This is a genomic window from Cupriavidus sp. 21MJTG02-4 (genome assembly GCF_057798975.1).
Map to the genome: position 1 here is coordinate 50,730 of NZ_JBYOJP010000005.1, position 12,446 is coordinate 63,175.

The 12,446-nt window shown below is 63.1% G+C and carries 10 protein-coding genes; all 10 read right to left on the reverse strand.

Annotated elements, in window-relative coordinates; all coding sequences use genetic code 11:
* Positions 1 to 48 precede the first annotated feature (48 nt).
* A complete protein-coding gene (gene pnp, locus AC3FKH_RS11890; protein ID WP_488675730.1) occupies positions 49 to 2,217 on the reverse strand; it encodes a polyribonucleotide nucleotidyltransferase in 2,169 nt (722 codons plus the stop codon).
* Positions 2,218 to 2,650: 433 nt separating this feature from the next.
* Positions 2,651 to 2,920, reverse strand: coding sequence for a 30S ribosomal protein S15 (gene rpsO / locus AC3FKH_RS11895; protein ID WP_483710916.1), 270 nt, complete (start codon positions 2,918 to 2,920; stop codon positions 2,651 to 2,653).
* A gap of 173 nt (positions 2,921 to 3,093) precedes the next feature.
* Entirely contained in the window at positions 3,094 to 4,344 is a 1,251-nt protein-coding gene (locus AC3FKH_RS11900) for a branched-chain amino acid ABC transporter substrate-binding protein (protein WP_488675732.1), read from the reverse strand.
* A 301-nt stretch (positions 4,345 to 4,645) separates the two neighbouring features.
* Entirely contained in the window at positions 4,646 to 6,187 is a 1,542-nt protein-coding gene (locus AC3FKH_RS11905; protein ID WP_488675733.1) for a 2-isopropylmalate synthase, read from the reverse strand.
* A 317-nt stretch (positions 6,188 to 6,504) separates the two neighbouring features.
* Entirely contained in the window at positions 6,505 to 7,008 is a 504-nt protein-coding gene (gene lysM, locus AC3FKH_RS11910; protein WP_488675735.1) for a peptidoglycan-binding protein LysM, read from the reverse strand.
* Positions 7,009 to 7,140: 132 nt separating this feature from the next.
* Positions 7,141 to 8,031: a CDP-diacylglycerol--serine O-phosphatidyltransferase gene (gene pssA, locus AC3FKH_RS11915; protein ID WP_488675736.1), complete on the reverse strand. Its 891-nt coding sequence runs from the start codon at positions 8,029 to 8,031 to the stop codon at positions 7,141 to 7,143.
* Positions 8,032 to 8,056: 25 nt separating this feature from the next.
* Entirely contained in the window at positions 8,057 to 8,710 is a 654-nt protein-coding gene (locus AC3FKH_RS11920) for a phosphatidylserine decarboxylase (protein ID WP_488675738.1), read from the reverse strand.
* Positions 8,711 to 8,960: 250 nt separating this feature from the next.
* The gene (gene ilvC, locus AC3FKH_RS11925; protein WP_483710910.1) at positions 8,961 to 9,977 is read right to left on the reverse strand and encodes a ketol-acid reductoisomerase; all 1,017 of its coding nucleotides are present in this window, start codon (positions 9,975 to 9,977) and stop codon (positions 8,961 to 8,963) included.
* Positions 9,978 to 10,096: 119 nt separating this feature from the next.
* The gene (ilvN, locus tag AC3FKH_RS11930; protein WP_483710909.1) at positions 10,097 to 10,588 is read right to left on the reverse strand and encodes an acetolactate synthase small subunit; all 492 of its coding nucleotides are present in this window, start codon (positions 10,586 to 10,588) and stop codon (positions 10,097 to 10,099) included.
* Positions 10,588 to 12,351, reverse strand: coding sequence for an acetolactate synthase 3 catalytic subunit (locus AC3FKH_RS11935; RefSeq protein ID WP_483710908.1), 1,764 nt, complete (start codon positions 12,349 to 12,351; stop codon positions 10,588 to 10,590). The genes ilvN and AC3FKH_RS11935 overlap by 1 nt, the downstream gene beginning before the upstream one ends.
* Positions 12,352 to 12,446 lie beyond the last annotated feature (95 nt).

A 12,446-nucleotide genomic window follows, 5' to 3' on the forward strand; every position in this document is an offset into this window, starting at 1 on the left:
CCAGCCGCTTTTTCTTCAATACCGCCGGATGGCGGCACCGGATTCAGCTTACTGCTGCTGGTCCGACGGAGCGGCCGGAGCCGGTGCTGCTTCGGCGTGGGTCTGCGGGCTGATGCTGCCACCCTCTTCCGCCAGCGCAGCCTTCAGCGACAGGCGCAGACGGCCCTTCTCGTCAGCCTGGATCAGCTTGACGCGCAGTTGCTGGCCTTCCTTCAGCCAGTCCTTGATGTCCTTCACGCGCTCGTTGACGATTTCCGAGATATGCAGCAGACCGTCCTTGCCCGGCAGGATGTTCACGATCGCGCCGAAGTCCAGCAGCTTCAGCACCGTGCCGTTGTAGATCTTGCCCACTTCGGCTTCGGCGGTGATGCCTTCGATGCGGCGCTTGGCTTCGGCCATGCCATCGGTCGAGGTCGAGGCGATGGTGATGGTGCCGTCTTCCTGGATGTCGATGGTGGTGCCGGTTTCCTTGGTCAGCGCCTGGATGGTCGAGCCGCCCTTGCCGATCACTTCGCGGATCTTGTCCGGATGGATCTTCATCGTGATCATGCGCGGAGCGTGCGCCGACAGTTCGGTGCGGGCGTGGCCCATGGCGCTGTGCATTGCGCCCAGGATATGCAGGCGGCCTTCCTTGGCCTGCGCCAGGGCAACCTGCATGATTTCCTTGGTGATGCCCTGCACCTTGATGTCCATCTGCAGTGCGGTGATGCCGTTGTCGGTACCCGCGACCTTGAAGTCCATGTCGCCGAGGTGGTCTTCGTCACCGAGGATGTCGGTCAGCACGGCGAACTTGTTGCCTTCCAGGATCAGGCCCATGGCCACGCCTGCCACATGCGCCTTGACCGGAACGCCGGCGTCCATCAGTGCCAGGCAGCCGCCGCAGACCGAAGCCATCGACGACGAACCGTTGGATTCGGTGATTTCCGAAACCAGGCGAATGGTATAGGCGAACTCGTCGTCCTTCGGCAGCACCGGGATCAGTGCGCGCTTGGCCAGGCGGCCGTGGCCGATTTCGCGGCGCTTCGGGCTGCCCACGCGACCGGTTTCGCCGGTGGCGAACGGAGGCATGTTGTAGTGGAGCATGAAGCGGTCGCGGTATTCACCGGCCAGCGCATCGATGATCTGCTCGTCGCTCTTGGTACCGAGCGTAGCCACCACCAGCGCCTGGGTCTCGCCGCGGGTGAACAGCGCCGAACCGTGGGCACGCGGCAGGACCGACGAGCGGATCTCGATCGGGCGCACGGTGCGGGTGTCGCGGCCGTCGATACGCGGCTCGCCTGCCAGCACCTGGCCGCGCACGATCTTGGCTTCCAGGTCGAACATGATGTTGCCGACTTCCACCTTGTCGGCTTCCACGCCGGCGGCTGCCAGCGCGGCTGCCACGTTGGCGGACACTTCCTTCAGCTTCTGGCTGCGGGCCGACTTCTGGCGCAGCTGGTAGGCTTCTTGCAGCAGCGGCAGCGCCACTTCGGTGACCTTGGCGATCAGCGCTTCGTTCTTCGGCGCAGCGGCCCAGTCCCACTCCGGCTTGCCGCCGTCACGGACCAGTTCGTGGATCGCATTGATCGCGGTTTGCATCTGCTCGTGGCCATACACCACGGCGCCAAGCATCACTTCTTCCGACAGCTGGTTCGCTTCCGATTCCACCATCAGCACAGCGCGCTCGGTACCGGCGACGATCAGGTCGAGGTCCGAAGTCGCCATTTGCGAACGGGTCGGGTTCAGCAGGTACTGGCCGTCCTTGTAGCCGACGCGGGCAGCGCCCACCGGACCGCTGAACGGGATGCCCGAGACGGCCAGCGCGGCCGACGCACCGATCAGCGCAGGGATGTCAGCCGGCACGTCCGGGTTCAGCGACACCACGTGCACGACTACTTGTACGTCGTTGTAGAAGCCTTCCGGGAACAGCGGACGCAGCGGACGGTCGATCAGGCGCGAGGTCAGGGTCTCGTTTTCCGACGGACGGCCTTCACGCTTGAAGAAGCCGCCGGGGATCTTGCCGGCAGCGTAGGTCTTTTCGATGTAGTCGACGGTCAGCGGGAAGAAGTCCTGGCCGGCCTTCGGGCTCTTGGCGGCGACAACGGTCGCTAGCACGACGGTGTCTTCCACGTCGACCAGCACCGCGCCACCAGCCTGGCGGGCGATTTCACCGGTCTCCATACGGACCGAATGTTGGCCCCACTGGAACTGCTTGACTACTTTGTTGAACATGGACATTTGCATTCCTTGTCTTGCGTGCACGCCGGAATCATTGCTCGGCGTGCGCCGCCTGCGTTCTCAGCCGCAGGCTAACTGCCGGAAACGGTCGCAGTTGCAGGGAAGTGCTATGCCATTCCAGCGCGGCACAGTTGCCGATGCCGCGCTGGAATGACACAAAACCCCGTTTCCTTGGCCGATCCGGATATTGAAAACCATGAAAAAGAGCAACTTACTCCGTTGCAGGGCTTGCCGCAACGGGGGGGACCGGCGAATCGGAATCCCCTCAAGTCCAGTGAAGCGAAGATCACTCAAGTATTACTGCATTGCGGACCGGGCATGAATTGCCCCGCCAGAAATGCAAAATGCCTGCCCCAGCAATGCTGAAGCAGGCATCGAGGCGTCACGCGAAACCGTGCAAACCCTGGAATCGCGCTGCCATGCCAGCCAATCCTTACTTGCGCAGGCCCAGCTTTTCGATCAGGGCGCGGTAACGATCAGCGTCGTTGGACTTCAGGTAGTCCAGCAGGCGACGACGACGGCTCACCATGCGCAGCAGGCCGCGGCGGCTGTGGTGGTCCTTCATGTTGGCCTTGAAGTGCGGGGTCAGTTCGTTAATGCGGGTGGTCAGCAGGGCCACCTGCACTTCGGGGCTGCCAGTGTCGTTGGCGCCACGGGCGAACTGCTGAATGACTTCAGATTTGTTGATATTGGCGAATGCCATGATGATTTCCTTTTACTTGCGAACGCCACAGCGCGGGATGCGCCGCTTGCGTCGTGCCATGCATAAACTGGCATCTGCCCTCACGCCGGGAATGCCGGATGACGACAGCCGCGGATTATAGCGGAAAGCCTTTCCGGGGGCCAGCCCGCCTTCCTCTTCCCTGACTCGACTCACTATGGGCGCTGCATACGGCACGTCGTCGGCAGCGTGGTCTGGGCGGTCTTGAGCTTGCGCACCGTGCGGAAGCCGTAGCCGGAGCCCTCGTTGTCGAATCGTACTTCGCCGCCCTGCCGCTCCATGACCGAGACATAAAGCGGCTGCAGCACCTGATGGTCGTCGGCGCGCACGGTGGCCTCGTGGAAGTCGTTGACATATCGCATGTTCTCCAGCGCGCGGGCTACCTGCACGGCATCGGTCGAGCCGGCCTTTTCAATCGCGCGCGCCAGCATTTCCACCATCATCTGCATGCGCAGGTGCACGTAATCGTCCCTCGGCTCCGGGTAGCGGGCGCGGAACTGCTCGTAGAAGGCGTCCGAGGCGGCCCCACCGACGTTCGGGTGCCATTCCGCCACGGCGAGCACACGGCCCACGCCGGCATCCCCCATTGCGGCGGGTGCGCCAAGTCCATTGCCGTAGAAGGTATAGAACTTGGCCTGCAGGCCGCCTTCGCGCGCAGCCTTGACCATCAGCGTCAGGTCATTGCCCCAGTTTCCGGTCACCACCGCGTCGGCCCCGCTGGCCTTGATCTTGGCGATGTAGGGCGCAAAGTCCTTGATCTTGCCGATCGGGTGGAATTCATCGCCGACAAACTGCAGGTCCGGGCGCTTGGCCGCCAGCATCTCGCGCGCGGAGCGCGACACCTGATGGCCGAAGCTGTAGTCCTGGTTGACCAGGTACACGCGGCGCACCGCGCGGTCCTGCCGGATGACTTCGGCCAGTGCCTGCATGCGCATGTCGGCGCTGGCGTCGAAGCGGAAATGCCAGAAGCTGCAATTCTCGTTGGTCAGGCTCGGGTCGACGGCCGAATAGTTCAGGAACAGTACCCGGGCGTCGGGCTGCCGGGCGTTATGCCGGTTGATTGCGGCCACCAGCGCGCTCGCCACCGCCGAACTGTTGCCTTGCAGGACAAAAGGAATGCCCTTGTCCACGAGCCCGCGGAACTGAATCAGGCTTTCGTCGACATTGCCCTTGCTGTCGAAGGTCACCAGCTCCATCGGGCGCTTGCCCTGAGCCGTCTTCACGCCGCCCCGAGCATTGATCCGCTCGATCGCGATGCGCAGGTTCCGGACCACGGCATCGCCGGCATTGGCGAACGGCCCGGACAGCCCGTCGATCATGCCGAGCCGAATGGGCTCTTGCGCCTGGGCCCCCACTGCCAACCACATGAGGCCAACCGCCAGCCAACCCTTCGCCTGATTCCACATGCCATGCCTCCACGAAAGGGCGCATGGTAAGGCAGCGCCCGCGCTGCGGCAAATCAGAATGCCGCGCCGTTCCCAGCCGAAATGCAGAGCCGATGCGCGGATTTGTCGAATGTTCTCGGCAACGATCAGTATTTTCGGCCCATGCATCGCGAAGTCTGCGCCTACGCTGGCGCCTTTACATGAAAACAGCCCGCGGACCATGTTTGATGGCCGGCGGGCTGGTTCGGGCGTTCAGGCCGGTAGGCCCTTCGCCGCCGGCGCTGCTCGGGATAGGAACGGCGCCAGGATGCGGGTCTGAAAATCAGATCTGCGGGTTGATCTTCTGAACGGCCTTGTCGTGCAGTTTGTTCAGCGCGGCCAGGTAGGCCTTGGCCGAGGCCGCCACGATGTCCGGGTCGGTACCGACACCGTTGACAATACGGCCGGCCTTGGACAGACGCACTGTCACCTCGCCCTGCGCCTCGGTTCCGCCGGTGATGGCGTTCACCGAGTACAGCACCATCTCTGCACCGCTGTTCACCTGCGACTCGATCGCGTGCAGCGTGGCATCCACCGGACCGTTGCCCTCGCCTTCGCCAGCCTGTTCCTGGCCGTCCATATTGAACACCACGCGGGCATGCGGGCGCTCGCCGGTTTCGGACCGCTGCGACAGCGAGATGAAGCGATAGTGCTCGTTGGCGTCATGCTGGGCCTCGTTCGAGACGATGGCCATGATGTCTTCGTCGAAGATCTCGGCCTTCTGGTCGGCCAGTTCCTTGAAGCGGCCGAAGGCGGCATTGACCTCGGCTTCGCTTTCGAGCTCGACACCGAGCTCTTGCAGGCGCTGCTTGAACGCGTTGCGGCCCGACAGCTTGCCCAGCACGATCTTGTTGGCGGTCCAGCCCACATCTTCCGCGCGCATGATCTCGTAGGTGTCGCGCGCCTTCAGCACGCCGTCCTGGTGGATGCCCGAGGCATGCGCGAACGCATTGGCGCCGACCACGGCCTTGTTCGGCTGGACCACGAAACCGGTGATCTGCGACACCAGCTTCGAGGCCGGCACGATCTGCGAGGTATCGACGCCGACGTCGAGATTGAAGTAGTCGCGGCGCGTCTTCACGGCCATCACGACTTCTTCGAGACTGGTATTGCCGGCACGCTCGCCCAGGCCGTTGATCGTGCACTCGATCTGGCGGGCGCCGCCGAGCTTCACGGCTGCCAGCGAGTTCGCCACCGCCATGCCGAGGTCATTGTGGCAATGGACCGACCACACGGCCTTGTCGGAGTTGGGGATACGCTCGCGCACCGAACGGATCAGGCCGGCATAGCCTTCCGGCACGGCATAACCCACGGTATCCGGCAGGTTGATAGTGGTCGCCCCTTCGGCGATCACGCCTTCGAGCACGCGGCACAGGAAATCCATGTCCGAGCGGCTGCCGTCTTCCGGCGAGAACTCGATATCGTCCGTGAACTGGCGCGCAAAGCGCACGGCCAGGCGGGCCTGCTCATACACCTGGTCAGGCGTCATGCGCAGCTTCTTTTCCATGTGCAGCGCCGAGGTGGCGATGAACGTGTGGATACGGAACGAATTGGCGGGCTTGAGCGCTTCGGCCGCGCGGGCGATGTCCTTGTCGTTGGCGCGGGCCAGCGAGCAGATGGTCGAATCCTTGACGACCTGGGCAATCGAACGGATGGCTTCGAAGTCGCCGTTGGAGCTTGCCGCGAAGCCAGCCTCGATCACGTCGACCTTCAGCCGCTCCAGCTGCTTCGCAATGCGGATCTTTTCCTCGCGCGTCATCGAGGCGCCGGGCGACTGCTCGCCATCGCGCAAGGTGGTGTCGAAAATGATGAGTTTGTCAGACATTGTGGTGCTCCTGGGCTTTATCGTGTGCTGTCCCCGCCATCGTGCCGCCGGGTACCGCCTGTTTCGCGCATTCCTGATGCGGGAATGCAAAACGCCCCGGCGTGCATCGATGCAGGCCGGGGCGTTGGAAAATTCCTTGGTGATTCCGCGCTAAGGTATGGGTAGCCTTAGCGCACGCGCGTCCCGACCTGATGGCCTAGTAGGCCACCTAGGGTGGTGCGGGCGAGTAGGGCTTGGCGCGAAATCATGGCAAGGAATATAGCGGAGTTGCCGCGCCCATGCAAGACGGGTAATCACGGGCACGGTCGGCGCCGGTTTCAGCCCTTCGGAGGAATCCGCAGTTTCTGGCCCGGGTAGATCTTGTCGGGGTGAGACAGCATTGGCGTGTTGGCCTCGAAGATGCGGTTGTACTCGGCGCCGTTGCCGTAGGCCGCCTGCGAGATCGCCCACAGCGTGTCGCCCTTGACCACGGTGTGCCACTGCGACTCGGACGACTCGACGTTGACCGACATCTTGTCCTCGACCTTGTCCACGCCTTGAACGTTACCGCAGCACAGGACGATCTTTTCCCGCGTAGCCTGGTCGGGCGCCACGCCGAACACGGTCACCAGCCCCTGGGAGCCATCCACCTGCACCATCAGGCCCGTGGCATCGAGACCCATCTGCTTGATGTACGCCTCGATGGCATCGCCGGCAGCGCGGTTGGCCGCATCCACGTTCTCGGCCGATGCGTCGGCCGTCGCGGCGGCCTGCGCGGCCTTGGCCTCGCCGGTGCCGAACAGCTTTTCCCCCGCTTCCTTGATGAAGTCGAACATGCCCATGACATCCTCCTGACGGTGAGTGGAAACACAGAATGCATGCCATGGTGGCTGCCATGGCAATCCGGAACCGGTGGTGCAGCGTCCCGCTGCAAAGCACGAAGGGCGCCGCAGCGCCCTTCCCCTTCGCATCAACTAGTGATTGCCGCTATCGCGCGCCCGCTTGGCCACCCCGGGCTGGCCGTGAATGCCGCGCCAGGCCCACAGTACGTAGCCGGAAATCGCATAGGCGACAAACAGTGCAAACAGGGCGACCGGCGGATCGGTCGACACCAGCACGAACAGAACCAGTACCAGCACCATCATGCCGAACGGCACGCGGTACCGGACATCGAGCGCCTTGCCGCTGTAGAACGGCGCATTCGACACCATCGACAGCCCGGCATACAACGTGATGCCGAACGCCACCCACGGCATCCACAGTTCCTTGACCGGCAGTTTGTTGTCGATCACCAGCCAGACAAAACCGGCGACCAGCGCCGCGGCCGCCGGGCTCGGCAGCCCCTGGAAGAAGCGCTTGTCGACCACGCCGATATTGGCATTGAAGCGCGCCAGCCGGAGGGCCGCGCACGTGCAATAGACAAAGGCCGCGATCCAGCCCCATTTGCCGAGGTCATGCAGGATCCATTCGTACATCACCAGGGCTGGCGCCACGCCGAACGAGGTCATGTCCGAGAGCGAATCGTACTGTTCGCCGAACGCGCTCTGCGTATTGGTGATGCGCGCCACGCGCCCGTCCATGCCATCGAGCACCATCGCCGCGAAGATGGCAATGGCCGCCACGTCGAAGCGCATGTTCATGGCCTGCACGATGGCGAAGAAGCCGGCGAACAGCGCTGCCGTAGTGAACGCATTCGGCAGCAGGTAGATACCGCGGCGGCGCGGGCGCTCGTAGATGATGTCCTGGTCATCCGCGGCATCGTCGTCCAGGTCATCCGCGCCGCGCAGCTGGTTGTGGCGGAACGGACGCAGGTGCGTCACGTTGCCGTTGGTGTTCCGCTTGTTGCGTCGATGGAAGGCAACCATTACAGCGCTCCTGTCTGGTTGTCGCTTACTTCAGTTCATCCAGCTCGGCGAGGACCGTCGACGATGCCGACACCTTTTCGCCGATGGTGACACGCGGCCGCGCATTCAGCGGCAGGTAGACGTCCACCCGGGAACCGAAACGGATAAAACCATAGCGCTGGCCGCGCGCCAGGTTTTCGCCGACGCGGGTGTAGCACAGGATGCGACGTGCCACGAGGCCAGCCACCTGCACCAGCGTCACGATCTGGCCATCGGCAGCGCGGCGGATCACCACCGCGTTGCGTTCATTTTCCGTCGAAGCCTTGTCCAGGTCCGCGTTGACGAACTTGCCCGGAAAGTATTCGAGCTTCTCGACCTGGCCGTCGATCGAAGCGCGGTTCGAATGCACGTTGAACACGTTCATGAACACGCTGATCTTCAGCGCCTCACGGCCAGCATAGGGATCCTGGACCTTTTCCACCGAGACGATGCGCCCGTCGGCGGGTGCCAGCACGGCATTCGGTTGCGCGGGAATCGGGCGCGGCGGATCACGGAAGAACTGGAGCACGAACAGCGTGATGATCCACAACGGCAATGCCCACCAGAAACCCGCGCTGGCATGGACCAGCAGCGAGATAAGAAAGGCGCCGGCCAGGAATGGCCAGCCTTCACGGGCGATCAGCGGATGAGGATAGTTCATGCAGTGCTTGTTTGATGGAAAAGAAAAGGCACGATCGCGCACTCAACTGCGGCAGACGCGGCCACTGGCGGGCCCGACGGCACCGAAGCAGAGCAGGATAAGGCATGCTCCGCCCAAAGTCTGACAAGGATAACAAAAAGCCGTTCAGGCCCCGTGAATCCCTTCCCACTATAGAAGGCATCCACGAGACACTGAACGGCTGTGACCGCGCCACCCATCGGGCGGCACGGCCCTCAAGCTGGCAGGCAGCTTAGTTCTTCGACTGGTCGACCATCTTGTTCTTGGCGATCCACGGCATCATGGCGCGCAGCTTCTCGCCCACGACTTCGATCTGGTGCTCGGCGTTCAGGCGGCGGCGCGACGACAGGGTCGGGGCGCCAGCCTTGTTTTCCAGCAGGAAGCTCTTGGCGTACTCGCCGGTCTGGATGTCCTTCAGGCACTGCTTCATGGCCTTCTTGGTCTCTTCGGTCACGACGCGCGGGCCGGTGACGTATTCGCCGTATTCGGCGTTGTTCGAGATCGAGTAGTTCATGTTGGCGATGCCGCCTTCGTAGATCAGGTCGACGATCAGCTTCAGCTCGTGCAGGCACTCGAAGTAGGCCATTTCCGGCGCGTAGCCGGCTTCCACCAGCGTTTCGAAGCCAGCCTTGATCAGCTCGACGGTACCGCCGCACAGCACCGCTTGTTCGCCGAACAGGTCGGTTTCCGTTTCTTCGCGGAAGTTGGTCTCGATGATGCCGGCACGGCCGCCGCCGTTGGCGGTGGCGTACGACAGGGCGATGTCACGGGCGGCGCCGGACTTGTCCTGGTGCACGGCGATCAGGTGCGGCACGCCGCCACCCTGGCTGTACGTGGCACGCACGGTGTGGCCCGGGGCCTTCGGCGCGATCATGATCACGTCCAGGTCGGCGCGCGGCACCACGGCACCGTAGTGCACGTTGAAGCCGTGGGCGAAGGCCAGCGCGGCGCCTTCCTTGATGTTGGCGTGCACTTCGTTCTTGTACACGTCCGCGATCTGCTCGTCCGGCAGCAGGATCATGACCACGTCGGCGCCCTTCACGGCCTCGGCCACTTCCTTCACCTGCAGGCCGGCGTTGACGGCCTTGTTCCACGACGCGCCGCTCTTGCGCAGGCCAACCGTCACGTTCACGCCCGAGTCCTTCAGGTTCAGCGCGTGGGCATGGCCTTGCGAGCCGTAGCCGATGATGGTGACGTTCTTGCCCTTGATGAGGGAGAGGTCGGCGTCCTTGTCGTAAAACACTTTCATGATAATTCCTTCAGTCTCTATCTTTGTATGAGGAGGCGGCATCATCAGGCGCATCGTGTGCGTCCGGATCGCGCCGCCCGGGGGGATACTAACTTTCAGCGTGCGTGCGGGACGTCCGTTCAGACCTTCAGGATGCGCTCGCCGCGGCCAATGCCCGAGCCGCCGGTACGGACGGTCTCGAGGATGGCGGTGCGGTCGATGGCATCGAGAAACGCATCGAGCTTGACGCCAGCGCCGGTCAGCTCGATGGTGTAGGTCTTCTCGGTAACGTCGATGATGCGGCCACGGAAGATGTCGGCGGTGCGCTTCATTTCCTCGCGCTCCTTGCCGACCGCGCGCACTTTCACGAGCATCAGCTCGCGCTCGATGTGCGCGCCTTCGGTCAGGTCGACCACCTTCACCACTTCCACAAGGCGGTTCAGGTGCTTGGTGATCTGTTCGATCACGTCATCCGAACCGGTCGTGACGATGGTCATGCGCGACAGCGATGCGTCTTCGGTGGGCGCCACCGTCAGCGTCTCGATGTTGTAGCCGCGGGCCGAGAACAGGCCAACCACGCGCGACAGCGCGCCCGGTTCGTTTTCCAGCAGGACCGAAATGATGTGTCGCATTACAGGTCCTCCGCGCCGAGCAGCATTTCGGAAATGCCCTTGCCCGCCTGGACCATCGGCCAGACGTTTTCGGTGGGATCGGTCTGGAAGTCCAGGAACACGGTTCGGTCCTTCAGGCGGAAGGCCTCGCGCAGCGCCGGCTCGACGTCGGACGTCTTTTCCACGCGCATGCCGATATGGCCATAGGCCTCGGCCAGTTTCACGAAGTCAGGCAGTGCATCCATGTAGGAATGCGAGTAGCGGTTGTCGTACTCGATTTCCTGCCACTGGCGCACCATGCCCAGGTAGCCGTTGTTGAGCGAGCAGATCTTGACCGGGGTGTCGTACTGCAGGCAGGTCGACAGTTCCTGGATACACATCTGGATCGAGCCCTCACCGGTGATGGTGACGACTTCCTTCTCCGGGAACGCCTTCTTGATGCCCATGGCGTACGGCAGGCCCACGCCCATCGTGCCCAGGCCACCGGAGTTGATCCAGCGGCGCGGCTCGTTGAACTTGTAGAACTGCGCGGCCCACATCTGGTGCTGGCCGACGTCGGAGCAGATGAAGGCATCGCCCTTGGTCAGTTCCCAGATCTTCTCGACCACGTACTGCGGCTTGATGATCTCGGAGCTACGGTCGTACTTGAGGCAGTCCACCGAACGCCATTGCTCGATGCGTTCCCACCACTTGGCCAGGGCCTCGCGCTTGGGCTTGACGTCGCTGGCCTGGAGCTGGGCAATCAGTTCCTGCAGCACGTCCTTGACGTTGCCGACGATGGGGATGTCCACCTTCACGCGCTTCGAGATCGACGACGGGTCGATGTCGATATGGATGATCTTGCGCGCCTGCGAGGCAAAGTGTCCCGGATTGCCGATCACGCGGTCATCGAAACGCGCGCCAATGGCGATCAGCACGTCGCAGTCCTGCATGGCCATATTGGCTTCATACGTGCCGTGCATGCCGAGCATGCCGACGAACTGCTTGCTGCTGCCCGGGAACGCGCCCAGGGCCATCAACGTGTTGGTGACCGGGTGGCCCGTGAGGGCAGCCAGCTGGCGCAGTTCCTCGCTGGCATTGGCCAGCACCACGCCGCCGCCGGCGTAGATGTACGGACGCTCCGCGCCCTGCAGCAGCGCCACGGCCTTGCGGATCTGGCCCGAATGCCCCTTGTTCACCGGGCTGTACGAGCGCATGTCGATCGACTTGGGGTACTCGTACTTGCAGGTGTTGCGCGAGACATCCTTGGGGATGTCCACGACTACCGGGCCCGGACGGCCGGTGGAGGCAATATAGAACGCCTTCTTGATGGTCGATGCGAGGTCGCGCACGTCCTTCACGAGGAAGTTGTGCTTGACGATCGGCCGGGTGATCCCGACGGTATCGCATTCCTGGAAGGCATCCTGGCCGATCGCGTGGGTCGGCACGTTGCCGGTGATCACCACCATCGGGATCGAGTCGAGATACGCGGTGGCAATGCCCGTGACGGCATTGGTCACGCCGGGACCGGAGGTCACCAGGGCGACGCCCACCTTGCCGGTTGCCCGCGCATAGCCGTCTGCGGCGTGAACCGCGGCCTGCTCGTGGCGCACCAGGATGTGCTCGAATTTCGTTTGCTTGTGAAGCTCGTCGTAGATATACAGCACTGCGCCGCCGGGATAACCCCAGACGTATTCAACGCCTTCTTCGGCTAGTGCGTGAACGAGAATTTCCGCACCGATCATTTCGGGTGCGGCAGATGAATTGCTGTCTGCGTGGGAGAATTCCGCGCTGGGCATGTTCATTTCAGTCCTTTGCAATTTTCGGCAAAAAATTGTTTGGATGCTCTCTGCCGGGCTTGTGGCACGGGTTCAAGCGATGCGCGTCTGCATGGGAGACC